Annotated in this window: 14 protein-coding genes and 1 pseudogene; 4 read left to right on the top strand and 11 right to left on the bottom strand. The window is 34.3% G+C overall.

The features are described from left to right. Window positions 1-6: 6 nt before the first annotated feature. The 7 genes from MT489_RS01265 to MT489_RS01235 form a co-directional block, all read right to left on the bottom strand. Entirely contained in the window at window positions 7-1,107 is a 1,101-nt protein-coding gene (locus MT489_RS01265; RefSeq protein WP_244679694.1) for a Gfo/Idh/MocA family protein, read from the bottom strand. Window positions 1,108-1,121: 14 nt separating this feature from the next. Continuing rightward, a complete protein-coding gene (locus MT489_RS01260) occupies window positions 1,122-2,273 on the bottom strand; it encodes a Gfo/Idh/MocA family protein (RefSeq protein WP_244679693.1) in 1,152 nt (383 codons plus the stop codon). A 736-nt stretch (window positions 2,274-3,009) separates the two neighbouring features. After that, window positions 3,010-4,725 carry a phosphoenolpyruvate--protein phosphotransferase gene (gene ptsP, locus MT489_RS01255; protein WP_244679692.1) on the bottom strand — a complete coding sequence of 572 codons (1,716 nt, stop codon included), beginning with the start codon at window positions 4,723-4,725 and terminating at the stop codon, window positions 3,010-3,012. Further along, a complete protein-coding gene (locus tag MT489_RS01250; RefSeq protein ID WP_280518460.1) occupies window positions 4,725-4,991 on the bottom strand; it encodes a phosphocarrier protein HPr in 267 nt (88 codons plus the stop codon). Before MT489_RS01250 ends, ptsP begins: the two co-directional genes overlap by 1 nt. Before the next feature lie 134 nt (window positions 4,992-5,125). Further along, window positions 5,126-6,385 carry a hypothetical protein gene (locus MT489_RS01245; protein WP_244679691.1) on the bottom strand — a complete coding sequence of 420 codons (1,260 nt, stop codon included), beginning with the start codon at window positions 6,383-6,385 and terminating at the stop codon, window positions 5,126-5,128. After that, a complete protein-coding gene (locus MT489_RS01240; RefSeq protein WP_244679690.1) occupies window positions 6,358-7,548 on the bottom strand; it encodes a DUF58 domain-containing protein in 1,191 nt (396 codons plus the stop codon). The genes MT489_RS01245 and MT489_RS01240 overlap by 28 nt, the downstream gene beginning before the upstream one ends. Beyond that, window positions 7,545-8,486 carry an AAA family ATPase gene (locus MT489_RS01235; protein WP_244679689.1) on the bottom strand — a complete coding sequence of 314 codons (942 nt, stop codon included), beginning with the start codon at window positions 8,484-8,486 and terminating at the stop codon, window positions 7,545-7,547. The genes MT489_RS01240 and MT489_RS01235 overlap by 4 nt, the downstream gene beginning before the upstream one ends. 315 nt (window positions 8,487-8,801) lie before the next feature. On the opposite strand from MT489_RS01235, the gene MT489_RS01230 reads away from it, so the two are divergent. The 3 genes from MT489_RS01230 (at window position 8,802) to MT489_RS01220 (ending at window position 10,684) form a co-directional block, all read left to right on the top strand. After that, entirely contained in the window at window positions 8,802-8,993 is a 192-nt protein-coding gene (locus MT489_RS01230; RefSeq protein WP_244679688.1) for a YkvS family protein, read from the top strand. A 246-nt stretch (window positions 8,994-9,239) separates the two neighbouring features. After that, window positions 9,240-9,851: a CPBP family intramembrane glutamic endopeptidase gene (locus tag MT489_RS01225; RefSeq protein ID WP_244679687.1), complete on the top strand. Its 612-nt coding sequence runs from the start codon at window positions 9,240-9,242 to the stop codon at window positions 9,849-9,851. A gap of 131 nt (window positions 9,852-9,982) precedes the next feature. Further along, window positions 9,983-10,684, top strand: a complete 702-nt coding sequence (locus tag MT489_RS01220) for a hypothetical protein (RefSeq protein ID WP_244679686.1) — start codon at window positions 9,983-9,985, stop codon at window positions 10,682-10,684. Between the two features lie 46 nt (window positions 10,685-10,730). Here MT489_RS01220 and MT489_RS01215 read toward each other — a convergent pair whose 3' ends face one another. Continuing rightward, on the bottom strand, window positions 10,731-11,780 hold the full coding sequence (locus tag MT489_RS01215; RefSeq protein WP_244679685.1) for a YkvI family membrane protein: 1,050 nt from the start codon (window positions 11,778-11,780) through the stop codon (window positions 10,731-10,733). Between the two features lie 219 nt (window positions 11,781-11,999). Here MT489_RS01215 and MT489_RS01210 point away from each other — a divergent pair, with 219 nt between their 5' ends. Beyond that, window positions 12,000-14,120, top strand: coding sequence for an ATP-dependent Clp protease ATP-binding subunit (locus MT489_RS01210; protein WP_244679684.1), 2,121 nt, complete (start codon window positions 12,000-12,002; stop codon window positions 14,118-14,120). Window positions 14,121-14,178: 58 nt separating this feature from the next. Here MT489_RS01210 and MT489_RS01205 read toward each other — a convergent pair. The 3 genes and pseudogenes from MT489_RS01205 to MT489_RS01195 form a co-directional block, all read right to left on the bottom strand. Then, window positions 14,179-14,374, bottom strand: a pseudogene (locus MT489_RS01205) (IS3 family transposase); the annotation flags it as partial. Then, on the bottom strand, window positions 14,367-14,528 hold the full coding sequence (locus tag MT489_RS01200; protein ID WP_244679683.1) for a hypothetical protein: 162 nt from the start codon (window positions 14,526-14,528) through the stop codon (window positions 14,367-14,369). The gene MT489_RS01200 and the pseudogene MT489_RS01205, both read right to left, overlap by 8 nt. A gap of 77 nt (window positions 14,529-14,605) precedes the next feature. Next, a complete protein-coding gene (locus MT489_RS01195) occupies window positions 14,606-15,385 on the bottom strand; it encodes an SDR family oxidoreductase (RefSeq protein ID WP_244680598.1) in 780 nt (259 codons plus the stop codon). Window positions 15,386-15,440 lie beyond the last annotated feature (55 nt).

The raw sequence follows: 15,440 nt of genomic DNA, 5'->3' as shown, positions 1-15,440 counted from the left end.
TTTCTCCTATTTATGAAGCATTTGGCCATTCGTTTGTATTCTCATTGCCTTTTCTTGTACAATTATGCATAATTCCGCAGCTTTAAAAGCATGAACTTGCGGCATCGCATTCTCCGTGCCGTTTAGGCAGTCTAGGATGAACTCTCCAAAAAATGGAAAACCTACTTTACCAGCACATTCGAAATGCTTTTCTCCGTCTTTATTTACTAAGTAAACGTGGTCAGAACTAGAATCGCGAGCAATATCAATATATTTTCGCGCTTCTATATAGCCTTCTGTTCCAAGTATCAATACTCTTCCATCTCCCCATGTACCTAGCCCATCTGGAGTAAACCAATCAACCCTGAAATAGAAAGTCGCTCCATTATCTGCTACTAGAGTGGCATCTCCAAAGTCTTCAAATTTTTCGTATTGAGGATAATGATAATTTCCTACTTTACTATGTAAAACTTCAGCGTCTTTTGCACCTGCAAAAAATAAAAATTGCTCGACTTGATGGCTGCCTATATCACATAATATTCCTCCGTAATATTTAGGATCAAAGAACCAGTCAGGTCGATTTTGAACATTTGCTCTGTGAGGACCTGTCCCCATTACTTGAACAACCTTTCCTATTGCACCTTCTTCTATAAGTTGACCTGCAAATATCGAGCTCTCTACATGTAATCTTTCACTGTAATAGATGCCCCATTTTAATCCTGTTTCGGCTGTTTTCTGTTTGGCCTTTTCCAATTGCTCTAATGTTGTGAATGCTGGCTTATCTACAAAGAAATGCTTACCGTGATCCATTGCTTCCAATCCAACACCAGCCCGGTCTGAAGGAATGCTTGCACAGGCAATAAGATGAATAGACGGATCATTTAATATCTCTTCCTTAGATTCAGCCGCTTGTACGTTTGGATATGCATCACAAAATTTTTTTACTTTTTCAGGATCCGGATCGTAAACAGCCACAAGTTCTCCACCAGCTTCAATCAGTCCATTTGCCATACCATAAATATGCCCATGATCTAAACCAATGGCAGCAAATAAGAATTCTCCCTTATCGACTACTTTTTTTAATTTTGTTCCTTTTGGAGCGTAATTCATTCCGTCATTTTTGTTCATGTGTTCATTCCTCCTCAATAGTTACCGCCTGTTGAAATCTTATTATCCGTAAAATTCTCTACACTTGTTTTTTTCTCATAAAAATGAATGGCATTTTTCATTACACTTTCTCTCGTATAAAATGGACATGATTTATCTAATGGTAGTTTAACAGTACCGCCTAGACTTGCAGATTGATAGATTGCTGTAATCAATTCTAGAGTCTGTCTGCCTTCTTTCCCGCTGATTAATACTTCGTCATTTTCCTCAATTGCAGTTAAGACATCATCTATCTGACCTGGATGTCCTTCATATTCCACTTCAGGAAGACTAGAATATAATTCTGTAATTTTCTTTTCTAAATGCAGGTCATCTAATGGAAAGCCATTTTCTTGTGATTGGGAAGCCTTTACTTTCCAAGGAACAGAAACACGGGCATTTTTACCTTGGAAAATTAACTGCTGCTCCTCTCCATGGTGGATAACAGAACTTGTAATTTGAGCAAGACTTCCATTGTTATATTTACAAATAGCGATTGAAATATCTTCAACCTCCGCATTATCATGTGAGGTATTACTCATTACAGCGGTAACCTCATTAGGCATTCCATTCATCCATTGAAAAATATCAATATGGTGAACAGCATGATTTAAAGTACAGCCACCTCCTTCTTTTTCCCAAGTTCCTCTCCACCATAGATCATAATAGCTATGACCTCTCCACCAAAATGAATCGACTTGTGTATGGACAATTTGACCTGTTAACTGAGAATCTAGTACTTTTTTTAGTTTCATCATTGGAGTCCTAAAACGATTTTGGGCGACGACTGAAAGAATCTTTTTGTTTTTTTCAACCGCTTCAATCATCCGATCACATTCTTCCAACGAAGACGCCATCGGCTTTTCAACAAGCACGTGCTTCCCGGCATTTAGACAATCAATAGCCATGTCCGCATGAGTGTATGGTGGTGTACAAATGGAAACTAAATCTATGTCTGTACTCTTGAGCATCTCTATGTAATTATCATATATTTCTGATTCTAATTGAAACTTTTCTGCTGTTTTTCTTGCTTTTTCAGGATAAATATCGCAAATAGCAATAACTTCACATCTTTCTGTAAATTGTAAATAGGCTTGTATATGAGATGGAGCAATAGCCCCACTACCGATAATTGCCACTTTTATCATATTATTCACCTCTTACATAATTTATTAAAATAGTTGCACCTTGTCATTCTTATGGACATTGATTGAAAACGCTATCTTTTTTAGGAATAAATATTTTTCACCTCAGACCTTTTCTAGTTATTAATAAAATCTCTACTCTATATTATTTTACCGGTAAAAATACCCATAACTTAACTGAATAACAAAATCTATTCCTTTAAAGAAATATTATCATAATTCACACGATTAATAGTTGATATCTTTGTAAGTTGTTTTTATTTTTAAGTTCTTCTGAGATACTACCATACTAGCACTTTACGTCAACATTGTCTATGATACAATTCTATAAAATAGTCAAAAAAAAACATTAAATAAAACTTACTTTTATACTAATTTCAAATTAAAATATTTACCTAAATAGAATTGCATACGTTTGAAGTACCTATAAAAAGAATTATCGCTTTTCTTAGGTTTTTCTTAAATTGAATGACGCCTCCAACACATATATATTTTAAAGTTATTTGGTTATACAAAATCTATCGCTTACCTTTATAAAACTTTTTTCCTCAATTTAGACTAATCACACCTATTCTTTATCGTTCCAATTAAATTTCAAAAAAAAAGCCAGACAATTTGTCCGGCAAAAAAAAGGGGGAAAAATGAGAATGAAATGACTAGGAGATCGTCATATCAATCATGATTATTATTCTATACCACCCTTTTCAAAAATATACACATAAAACATATTACAAATTTGTTACAAAATTTTATTTTTAACGAGATCCATTACTTCGTTAGCCGTTTGCATTCCTAATGCTTCCTCAGCTAGTTGTTTCATTTCATTTTGGCTAAGCTTTTTAATTAGACTTCTTGCCTTCAATATAGATGAAGCACTCATGGAAAATTCATCTAATCCTAAACCAAGAAGAATTGGAATCGCAATTTCGTCTCCGGCCATCTCGCCACACATGCCGGCCCATTTCCCTTCATTATGCGCTGCATTTATAACCATTTTGACTAAATGCAAAATCGCAGGGTTATACGGTTGATATAAATACGAAACACGTTCGTTCATTCTGTCAGCGGCCATTGTATATTGAATTAAATCATTCGTACCGATACTGAAGAAGTCAACTTCCTTCGCAAATTGGTTTGCTAAAACAGCTGTAGATGGAATCTCTACCATGATACCTAGTTCAATGTCATCTGCTACCAAAATTCCATTTTCAACAAGAGCTTCTTTTTCTTCAAGCAATAATGCCTTCGCTGAACGAAATTCATCAAGAGTTGCAATCATTGGAAACATGATTTTTAAATTTCCAAACGCACTAGCTCGTAATAAAGCTCGAAGCTGTGTTCTAAAAATATCATGTTCCTCGAGACAAAGACGTATCGCTCTAAAACCAAGGAATGGATTCATTTCTGACGGCAAATTTAAATATGGGAGTTGTTTATCTCCACCAATATCTAAAGTACGAACTACGACAGGCTTACCATTCATTTTTTCTAGGACTGTTTTATATGACTCAAATTGTTCTTCTTCAGAAGGTAACTGATTTCTTTCCATATAAAGAAATTCAGTTCGATAAAGACCTACCCCTTCAGCACCATTGATAAGTACTTTTTCAATGTCTTGAGGAGATCCAATATTTGCTGCTAACTCAACATGCTTACCATCAAGAGTTTCGGTTGCCTCGTCTTTAAGAAGAGCCCATTCCAACTTTTGCATCTCAAAGCTTCTTAATTCATCTTCATATTTTTTAATGACTTCTTGTGTTGGATTAATATGTACTTCGCCATGAAGTCCATCTACAACAATTATATCGCCATTTTCAATCGCGTTTGATGCACTTTTCGTACCTACCACAGCAGGAATTTCCATCGAGCGTGCCATGATAGCTGAATGTGACGTACGCCCACCAATGTCAGTGGCAAATCCTTTTACAAACTGTTTATTTAATTGGGCAGTATCAGATGGTGTTAAGTCCTCTGCAATGATGACTACTTCTTCAGCAATTAAGCCTGGATTTGGTAGCTTGACTCCGAGTAAATGAGCCATTACTCGTTTTGACACGTCTTTTATATCTGCCGCTCGCTCTTTCATATATTCATTTTCCATTTGTTCAAACATGGAAACGAACATGTCCGTTGTTTCTTTTAAAGCGCTTTCGCAATTTTTCATATCCATTCTGATTTTATCCTCAATGGATGTTAATAATTCGGGGTCGCTTAATACTAGGAGATGAGCATCAAATATCGACGCTTTATCTTCTCCTAGATCTACTAATGCTTTCCCCCGAATTACTTCTAGATCCGCTTTGGCAGAATTTACTGCCGAATGAAGCCTGCTGATTTCATCATCAGCATTAGAGATAGCGGTTTTACTAAATGAAAGATCCGGCTCTATTAGCCGATATGCTTTTCCGATGGCAATTCCACTAGATGCTGCTATCCCCTTTAAAATAGTGGACATTACTCAGCAAGTCCTTCTTTTTGGAACAATTCCTCAATTCCAGCCATTGCTTCTTCTTCATCGTTTCCATCTGTACTGATTGTAATGTTAGCCCCTTTGCCGATTCCAAGCGACATTACACCCATAATTGATTTTAAATTAACTTTTTTGTCCTTGTATTCTAGTTGAACATCAGATGAAAATCTGCTTGCAGTTTGTACTAGCATTGTAGCAGGTCTTGCATGAATTCCTGTGTCAGACGTTACTGTAAATTGTTTTTCAATCATTCTTAATCGTCTCCTTTTCCCAAAGCAAAAATTTATTGTGCTTCCTAATACAAAAGTAGCCAATTTTAGGTGATTCGTCAATGGTTGAGCACCAAAAATGCACTTAAAAAAATATATACCCAACTATTGCACCATTATTCTTTCATTTTTTTACTTATTTCTCCTAATTTCCCTTTTACTGTGTTCATATCTTTTAAAAAAAGATTAATTTCCATAGTTGTTGCCTGTACACTTCCATATCTCACACTTTCATAAATAGTAACGGATTCTTTAGACATTGATACACCGATTCTACTAATCCATTCTCTTAATGATTCATTTGAATAGCGACCCAAATCCCTTTTATTTGCGTATTTTTCAAGTGACCTTATTGCTTTTCTAATCTCATTATCTACATCACTATATCGAGGATTAATCCCTTTTCTTTCAATAAATGGCGAGATATATGAGAAAAAACCATTGGAAGGTGAATATGAATCAATAGATTGCCGCTTATAATTTTTAACATTTTTATATACATATAGAGCGACAAGACAAACGATTATGAAAATGATAAACATGACAATGACATTCAAAACTTTAGAACTCTGCAAATTTAAAACATTTTCGACATCCAGTACTCCTGTTTCTCCTCCAGGTAATATAAGTTGTTTTTGCTCTAATTCTTGATTTAAGATTGGTTTTGTTGGAAAAACTCGTTCACTAATGAAAGTCAGTGTATTTGCAAATAATGAAAGTAACTGGTCAAACAGCTTTCTCAAGTAGGTTGCCAAAAGATAAGCTGTAGAAAATCCTATAGCTAGAATTCCGATCACTCCGGAAGAAAATTTGAAAAAGAGTGACTTTTTATTATTTCCGGCTCCGCTTTCTCGATATCTCTTTATAAAGGTTCCGAACGAAAAAACTATAAACTGAAGCAGTACAAGTAAAAGTACAGGATATAAAAATGGTAATGAAAAAATAGCAGCGATAAACCAAATGACAATTGATATTACGACAGTTAGGACTAATAGACTCTCCCCACCATCAATAAAATCATAAGAATAGTTCTCCATTTCCTTCTTTAATACGAAGAAAAGAAAAAAAACTGAGAAAAGAAAGAGCCAAAAAGGCAAACGGAAAAATATACTTAACAAAAGAATAGTAGGTACAGTAAACAAGAGAAAATTAAACATAAACCCTTTTGCATTTATAAATTGAAAGCTCATTACAATTGCACAACCAATAATGACCAATAGTAAAAATGGCCAGGCAACCGTTATAAATATTGACTCTTTCAAATGCACAGGAGACACAATTAAACTGACAAAAACCGCCTTTAACAAGAAGCTTCTAATAATTCCCCATTGGGAATGGCCAAGATTCATCATACTGCTAAATTCTTTTGTCTCCATTGCCTTAAAACTCCCTTATTATGTACATTTTCCACTTCATAGATGGATCGTCCTGTTGAAGAAAGATCTAACAATGCTTTTTGTATGTCAACCGTTTCAGAACCTATAAATATGACTACTGAAGGCAGATTTTCCTTTTTTAATTGACTTAGCATCTGATTTGGAGGAAACAATAGCGAAGAAAATGATAATACTGTAAGCAATTCGAAAGCTGCTTGCCGATGTTTTGACCCAAAGCCCTCCTGTAAATAATAAAAAGGTGTATTTCCAAAAGATCTTACATTTACAGCTAATGAAAATGGTATTTCTTCTTTTAAGGCATAATCAATTAGAAAAGCAGTCTGACCTATCATTTCTTCTAATTTCGCATTAATGGAATAATATTCAGAAATATTCATTATAATCAGCCATCCACGCGACGCGATTGAGGAAAAAACTTTTGATTGTAAAACTTGCAGTTTGGCACTTGCTTTCCAGTGTATATGTTGAAATGGGTCTCCTGCTGTATAATCTCTTACCCCTATTGGCTGCATCGTATCTATAAATAACGAGGTTTTCACGTCTTGCAATCCTTGTTTATTAATAAAAACAAAATCTCTTATGTGTACTAAATTTCTTCGCGGATAAACAAGAATCTGTGAAGGAATATGATTTTGGTATTCAAGATCTACATACCCGCTTCCAAATAAATGTGGTATTCTTACAGTTACTTCTCGGATTTGGGATTTCCCTCTTTTGTTTGCAATAACGGGAATGACAATCTCCTTTTCTTCGTTTTTCCAAATAAAAAAAGGTATTATAACTTCTATAAGTCCATTAGTTTTATTGTAGGGTGCATTTAGCGGAGTCACCGACTCATCGAAAGTAATTGTAAAATTAGCTTTTAGAATAGGAAAACCTGTATTCACTAACGTTATTTTCCAATTTCCTTCGTCATCAACAACGAGAAAGTTTTTTTCTTTTACAACTATTAAATCTAATCGATTACCCACAATTTTAATATAGTATGATTGGATATTTAAAATCATTAGACTAGTAAGAAAAATAAACATCATCATTATTTGATTAGCAAAAAAAGAGATAATGATTAAAAGTAATAAAATATGGGGCAAATAATTTAAAACCCTATTAGATGGACTGGGATTTCGAAACCATTGTTTCATGTTGCATTTGCCTCTACAGGTACTTCAACACTTTGTAAAATCTCACTAAAAATGACATCTGCTGTTTGTGTAAGTGAAGCCTCTATCGTAATATGTAGTCTATGTGCCAAAACAGCTTGAGCTATATTCATTACATCATCAGGAATTACATAATCTCTTCCCTTTAAAAAAGCTGCACCTTGACTTGCTCGAATTAGTGCCAATGCAGCTCTCGGACTCGCTCCAAGTTCAATGTCTGCATGATCCCTTGTATGACGTACAATAGCTAATATATATTTTTCAATATCTTCATTTACTATAATTTTTCTAACTGCATTACTCATACTTAAAATATCCTCAGGTGTTAAAACTGCCTCAACCTCATTATAAGGGTCTGTTTCACGAAACCTGCGAATCATTTCTAATTCTTCTTCGTAACTAGGATATTGTACATTTAACTTCATGAAAAAACGATCTAATTGGGCTGCAGGTAAATGGAATGTACCTTGCTGAGTTTCAACAGGATTTTGAGTTGCAATTACCATAAAAGGATAAGGAATTTTTATTGTTTCCCCATCAATCGTTACTTGTTTTTCCTCCATTACTTCTAATAAACTCGATTGAGTACGCGGAGTAGCACGGTTAATTTCATCAGCTAACAATATATTCGTCATTACCGGACCGGGTCTAAGTTCAAAATCCTTCGTTTTAGGATTAAAGTATTGTATTCCACTTACATCACTTGGTAGGACATCGGGCGTAAATTGAATTCTCTTAAACACTCCATTGATACTTTTCGCAAACGTTTTTCCTAATAATGTTTTTCCAGTCCCCGGAACGCTCTCTAATAATACATGTCCACCTTGTAACAAAGAAATAATTAGTAGATCAATTTCCGTTTCTCTCCCAATAAGTATTTTGGAAACTTCATCCTTTAATTGTTTTAGTTTTGTAAGCAAGTTTTTTCCTCCTCAATATCACAATTTTACAATATTTGTCTACTTTTTACGTATTTCTATATTTTACCTCTTTTTTCATCTATTGTGTATTTCATCTTGCACTTTAAAATAAAATAGTGCATTATATAAGAAAAGTGTAAGCGCCTTACAAATATATAAATAAAATGTTAGGAAGTTAGTAGTAAGTAGCGCTGATACTTTACAAACACAAATATTAAAACATACATATATGTAACGTTTTAAGAATTATTAAAAAAGCATTTCACACCTTTGAAATAATACTAGTCATAGATGAATAGCAAGGGGGAGAAACATATGAAAATTGCTGAGGTTGGGAACATCATTGAATTTAGGGATGGTCTTCAAGGAATTGTAGAAAAAATAAATGAAAACTCTGTCATTGTAGATTTAACGTATATGGAAAATTATCGGGACTTTGATTTAGAAGAAAAAACGGTTGTAAATCATAAAAATTATAAAATCATTCAAGAATCTGTAAACGTTTAAATGCAAGCGATACGCTTGCATTTTATTTTTTTATGAGAAAATATAGTATATAATTTTATAATATCTATTTTTTGAAACTTAGGCTATAGTTGTCCAGCTTCAGGCGCCATCGGCTCGGTGTCAAATAAACTGATTCGCTAAAAGTCATAGAACAACTTTTGCAATCAGAACATTTGCTTATCGCCGATATACTGGCGCCTTGCGCTTTTCTTAAAGTTTGGACACTTCACAGGAAAGGAAGACATGATGAAAAAGAACATTATAGATTGGAAACTAGTAATTGGATTTTTGATGGCATTATTTTTAATTTACTTATCTTTTGAAAGCAAACAAGTATTTTGGTATTTATATACAGCAACAATGCTGTTTTTAATAAGCTTTGCAATCATTAATGAAAAACTGGACGATGAAGTTTCAACTATACAATATTTATCCATAGGAATTCTTTCAGGAGTGGCCTTATATCTATTATTTGCTGCAGGCAATTGGTTAATTTCCTTTTTACCTAAATCCTTTAATTCGCAAGTGGCAAAGTTATACACCAGATTCTCTCTCGAATGGATATGGCATTATTTTGTGCTGTTTTTAATCATCATTCCTGGTGAAGAGATATTTTGGAGAGGATTCATCTTAAAACGATTAATGAAAAAAATGAGTATCCTTAAAGCTATACTGGCTTCTGCTTTTCTCAATGCTATTGCTTTTTGTCTTACTGGATATTTCATACTCATTGTCGCAGCATTTGTAAGTGGATTAGTTTGGGGGATTTTGTACGCGTGGAAACGAAGTATGCCTTTATTAATTGTTTCTCATTTGGTTTTTGATATACTCCTTCTAGTTTTCTTCCCTCTCTCTTAGTTAACTTCATAACAAAGAAAATTTAATTTTCGTTACAATAATAATGTATATGTACTTTAATACGGTGTAACGTTTTTTTTTACACTATCGTCTAACAAGACAAAGGAATATTACTTAAGGAGGAAGTTAAGATGTTGAAATCAATAAAAATCGTAGCTACTTGTTTTTTAGCAATACTATTACTAGCTGCATGCGGAACTACCGGTAGGGAGGCTAATCTAACAAATGGTAGTGGCGCAGGAGGAAATCAGGAAGAAAAAAGTTCCCCTGCCAAAGAGGAAAAAATAGTTGAGGAGACAGATAAAGATAACACTGAAGTGATTAACGAAGAAGTGAAAGAAGATGAGCAAGAGGATACATCAGATAAAATAAGATTATTTGAAATGAATTTAACGTATGAAGTGAATAAGGAAAAAAAGGAAGATACTGCTTTTTTACGCTCTAGCGATCAACAGGACTATTCACTATATATTTTGCCGGAATTTGAATTGACTGCTGAGGAACCTAATAAAGATGTACTCTATTTAAAAGAAAATGACCGTCATTTTATGAGAATTGAAATTCTTCCATCCGAAACAAATATGGATGATGCTGTTTCGACAATCAAAGAACAGTTAACAGCTGTTAATTCCGAAGTAACGCAATTAGAAGTAAAGAACTCTCCTTGGTTGGAAAATGCACATATATATCAAGCAGAGAAGGATGTTGAACTCGTTACTGCTTATTTATTGGAAAAGGATAACCTTATCCTAAAGTTAACGGTCTTTACTACAAAAGAGCAAAATTATTTAGATCCCTTCTTAAAAATGGCAGAAACAATTGAAAAGAAATAGAAGTTTGAATTTTTATAGATTCATCGAGTCTGTAGCGGCTATCTAATTAGCCGCTTTTTTCATTGCCTGAAATAGGCTTCATCCATAGAATAAACAAAAAAATCAAACTCACATATCCAAAAAAGGGATATAAGATTCCAAGTAATTCGCCGTAATTTACTCTACTTATAATAAAAACTAAAACAATAATGCCCGCGTGTATCCAAAGACTCCCCAAAGAAACATAGCGATTTATTTGACGTTCCAAACCGTACATATTTCCTATCAATGATGTGAAGATTTCTCCAAAAATAATTAGTAAATAGATAAAATAAATGCTACTTGCAGCACCTTTTACTATAACTGCCATCGGAATATCAAAAAGACTTGGATTAGGAAGTGATGTCAAAATTATATGACTCGAAATTAAAATGATGGTGAGGATCGCTCCACCTATCCATCCACCAAGCTTCACAATTGCTTTCATATTAATTTCCACAGCAATTGGTACAAGGACAGCTTGAGCAAGTGCAAGGTTAAACGCAGCATAAGAAAACGCGGCTATGATTGCTTTTATACTAATATTCCCTTCTGGTATATTAAATAATGAAGTTACTAATTCGTAACTTTCAATCGACTTAAACAAAAGAATGAAATTAAATAAAATTAACATTGGAACAACAAATGTATTAACTGCAAATAGTCCTTTTACACCAACTGCCATGACAAATAAAGCTAGAAAAATGGTGACAATCGAGCCTACTGTATTAGAAAATCCCAGCTGTTCTGTAAAAAGAGCTTCAGCTCCAGACAGCATAACTGCGCAAACACCTAATAACATAATCATAGTAAATGCGTTCATGATTTTTGATAGTATATTTCCAAATAAATATTCATTGAACTGTTCAAACGAAGTAGCTTGGATATCAATGGCCTTTAACATTATTTTTGTCCCTAATAAAATAAATAAATAGCCAGCAATTAAGATAGAGATAAAACCCCAAAAACGATATTGAGTAAAAAACTCAACAATTTCCCTTCCTGTCGCAAATCCGGCACCAATAACAGTACCCACATATACTGCAGCCACTTGCAATGCGCCTGTCCATTTTTTCAATACATTGGCCCCTCTTCCGCTTTTTTAACCCTTTTACACCATATGTAATCAAACTAAAAAAAATCCAAAAAATATAAATAAAATAGTTGAAAGTCAATAAAGGTCAGTGTATAATAGCAATATAAGGTCAAAATAGGTCAATCAATTATCCTATTTAAACCTCTTATTTTTAATTCATTGGTCAAAGTTAGTCAAAATCAAATTGGAGGATTGATATTCATGTTATGCAGTAAATGTCAAACCAATCATGCAAACATTCAACTCCACTTAAATATTAATGGTCATAAACAGACATTACCTTTATGTTCTGAATGCTATGCAATGGAAAAAGAAAAAATAAATGCACAAATGCAAGGTCCAAGTGGATTTGAAGATTTTTTCAAAGGTTTCTCTAATCACGAAAATCATATAAATAACAAAGTAAAAACAAAAACTAATAATAAAAATAATGGATTTCTTGATCAATTTGGCCGCAATCTTAATGATGCAGCAAAATCAGGATTAATTGATCCCGTTATTGGCCGTGAAAAGGAAATCGAAAGAGTCATCGAAATAATTAACCGCCGAAATAAAAACAATCCGGTATTGATTGGTGAGCCTGGTGTTGGTAAAACTGCTATTGCGGAAGGTCTTGCTTTAAAAATAATTGAAAAAGACGTTCCTGCTAAGCTAAAAAATAAAGAAATATACTTGCTTGATGTTGCTTCCCTTGTAGCGAACACTGGTATTCGCGGTCAATTCGAAGAAAGAATGAAGCAGCTTATTACAGAGCTGCAGGAACGAAAGAACATCTTATTATTTATTGATGAAATCCATCTCATTGTTGGTGCTGGATCTGCTGAAGGATCAATGGATGCGGGCAATATTCTAAAACCAGCTCTTGCTAGAGGTGAACTTCAAGTAATCGGTGCTACTACTTTAAAGGAATATAGACAGATCGAAAAAGATGCGGCTCTTGAAAGACGTTTCCAACCTGTGCAAGTTGGTGAACCTTCAATTGAAAAGTCGATAGAAATTCTACAAGGCTTAAAAGAAAAATACGAAAACTATCACCAAGTTAAGTACAGTGATGCTGCCATTAAGGCTAGTGTGGAACTTTCAAGCAGATACATTCAAGATCGTTATTTGCCAGATAAAGCGATTGATTTAATGGATGAAGCTGGATCCAAATTAAACTTAACAATGAAATCGCCTAAATATGAAGATGTTCAGCAACGTATTGCAGAAATTGATCAAGAAAAACAAGCAGCGCTATCTGAAGAAAACTATGAACTTGCTGCAAAGCTTCGAGACGAAGAGTTACGTCTGGAAAAATCATTAAATGATCAAACCATTAATGAAATGCCTATCGTTGAAGTAAATCATATTCAAGAAATTATTGAATTCAAAACAGGGATTCCCGTCGGAAAACTTCAAAGCGATGAGCAGTTAAAAATGAAACATCTTGAAGAAAACCTTGCAAAAAAAGTAATTGGTCAAGATGAGGCTGTAAATAAAGTTTCTAAAGCAATTCGTCGTAGCCGAGCAGGATTAAAAGCAAAAAATCGTCCAATTGGCTCCTTCCTTTTTGTTGGTCCTACTGGTGTTGGTAAAACAGAATTAACAAAGAGTTTGGCCGAAGAACTATTTGGAACAAAGGATGCTTTAATCCGTCTCGATATGAGTGAATATATGGAAAAACATAGTGTCTCAAAATTAATTGGCTCCCCTCCTGGCTATGTAGGCCATGAAGAAGCTGGACAATTAACTGAAAGAGTTCGCAGGAATCCATATAGCATTATTCTTTTGGATGAAATCGAAAAAGCTCATCCAGATGTACAGCATATGTTCCTGCAAATTCTTGAGGACGGACGCCTTACTGATAGTCAAGGAAGAACAGTAAGCTTCAAGGATACAGTCATCATCATGACAAGCAATGCTGGTACAAGCAGTGGAAAACAAATACAAGTTGGTTTTGGTAAAAGCGATATTGTGAAAGAATCAAATATTCTTGACTCACTTGGTTCCTTTTTCAAACCAGAATTTTTGAACCGCTTCGACAACATTATTGAATTTAATAAGCTTGAAAAAAGCCATTTATTGTCGATTATTCAACTTCTACTAAATGAACTTGAACATAATTTAACTGAACAAGAAATGAGACTTGATGTTACAGATGAGGTAAAAGAAAAATTAGTAGAACTTGGCTATCATCCAAACTTTGGTGCTCGGGCCCTTCGTAGAATTATTCAGGAACAATTGGAAGATAAAATTGCCGACTATATTCTCGATCATCCTGAGGAAAAGAATTTGAAAGCTGTATTAACTGAGAATGAAATATCATTAGTTACCGCTGAATAATTGAAAAAACTGTCCAACCGTAATGATCTGACCCAAGAAAGTTAGACATATGTATGTAGGCTGCTTGAAGGACCTGAGTTCGGTATTCCACCGGGCTTAGGTCTTTTTTATTTTGCCTACATATGTTTGTTATTATAATAGTAAATATATTCTTCCAGTTCCTTCTCGAAATGCTCCATGCTCTCAAATTCTTATAGATAAAGTGGCTTAGACTTTAATAAGCAAAAGAAATTTTCTATGACTGCATTATATAAGAATGCCTCTATGCCATTTTCTTGATAAATACGACCCCTTCACTGATGACCTTTTTGAAACACCTATATGTGAAGCAATTTCATTCATGGGTTCAGGTCCATTTACATACCTTTTAACCACTTGGATTTTTTGTTCAACTGATAATTTTGCCATAAAAAACCCCCCGTAAAAATTAGATCAGTGTCTAACTTTTACGGGGCAGTTTAAATGGTTTTGGACAGTTTTTTTGTTTATAACAACGTTTCCGCTCCATCAATGTAAATTTCTGAACCTGATATATGATTGGATGCATCTGATGCTAAAAAGTGAATTAGATTGGCAACTTGTTCGGGTTGACCAGGTCGATCCTCTAGAGGGTGACTTCCTTCAGGATATTCTACAGGGATTTGCACTTTTTTTAGCTTTTCTTCATTTGGATGGGTATTTTCTCCGATATTTGTTTCAATTGCTCCAGGGCAAATAATATTCACTCGGATTTTATATTTTGCTAGTTCAAGTGCGGCCATCTTTCCAAATGCCATTTGACCAGCCTTTGAACTACTATATGCAGACATTCCTATTCCAGAAAATTTTCGATTTCCATTGATTGAACTTGTAATAATAATACTCCCTCCATCTTTCTTTAAATGAGGGATAGAATATTTTACAGTTAAAAATGTACTTTTTAAATTAGTAGAGATGGTTTGATCCCAATCGTCTGGGGCAAAGTCTTCAATAGGAGTAACAACCCCGTTTATTCCAGCGTTTGCAAATACAATATCAAGACGTCCAAATTCTGATACTACCTGATTAACTGAGTTTTCTACCCGCTCTGGATCGGATAAATCAACATCCATAATAATTGCTTTACCACCAAACTGCTCTATTTCTAGTTTTACCTTTTCCGCTTTCTTTTCTTTAAGGTCTAGCAGTCCTACGGATGCACCTGATTTTGCAAGTCTGATTGCTGATGCAGCACCAATACCTGACGCAGCTCCTGTTACAATGGCTACTTTATTCTTTAAGGACATAATATGATCTTCCATATGGTAAACCTCCTTCGATTTTCTTTGGACAGTTTACCCA

The organism is Lederbergia wuyishanensis, assembly GCF_022900255.1.
In the GTDB taxonomy this organism is placed as follows: Bacteria; Bacillota; Bacilli; order Bacillales; family Bacillaceae_C; genus Lederbergia; species Lederbergia wuyishanensis.
This window is presented reverse-complemented; position numbering and strand designations above follow the sequence as displayed.

What these genes read in the sequence shown, in the direction of transcription:
- MT489_RS01265 (WP_244679694.1), bottom strand. Translation starts at nt 1,107, where the DNA reads ATGAACAAAAATGACGGAATGAATTACGCTCCAAAAGGAACAAAATTA.
- MT489_RS01260 (WP_244679693.1), bottom strand. Translation starts at nt 2,273, where the DNA reads ATGATAAAAGTGGCAATTATCGGTAGTGGGGCTATTGCTCCATCTCAT.
- ptsP (WP_244679692.1), bottom strand. Translation starts at nt 4,725, where the DNA reads ATGTCCACTATTTTAAAGGGGATAGCAGCATCTAGTGGAATTGCCATC.
- MT489_RS01250 (WP_280518460.1), bottom strand. Translation starts at nt 4,991, where the DNA reads ATGATTGAAAAACAATTTACAGTAACGTCTGACACAGGAATTCATGCA.
- MT489_RS01245 (WP_244679691.1), bottom strand. Translation starts at nt 6,385, where the DNA reads ATGGAGACAAAAGAATTTAGCAGTATGATGAATCTTGGCCATTCCCAA.
- MT489_RS01240 (WP_244679690.1), bottom strand. Translation starts at nt 7,548, where the DNA reads ATGAAACAATGGTTTCGAAATCCCAGTCCATCTAATAGGGTTTTAAAT.
- MT489_RS01230 (WP_244679688.1), top strand. Translation starts at nt 8,802, where the DNA reads ATGAAAATTGCTGAGGTTGGGAACATCATTGAATTTAGGGATGGTCTT.
- MT489_RS01225 (WP_244679687.1), top strand. Translation starts at nt 9,240, where the DNA reads ATGAAAAAGAACATTATAGATTGGAAACTAGTAATTGGATTTTTGATG.
- MT489_RS01220 (WP_244679686.1), top strand. Translation starts at nt 9,983, where the DNA reads ATGTTGAAATCAATAAAAATCGTAGCTACTTGTTTTTTAGCAATACTA.
- MT489_RS01210 (WP_244679684.1), top strand. Translation starts at nt 12,000, where the DNA reads ATGTTATGCAGTAAATGTCAAACCAATCATGCAAACATTCAACTCCAC.
- MT489_RS01200 (WP_244679683.1), bottom strand. Translation starts at nt 14,528, where the DNA reads ATGGCAAAATTATCAGTTGAACAAAAAATCCAAGTGGTTAAAAGGTAT.
- MT489_RS01195 (WP_244680598.1), bottom strand. Translation starts at nt 15,385, where the DNA reads ATGTCCTTAAAGAATAAAGTAGCCATTGTAACAGGAGCTGCGTCAGGT.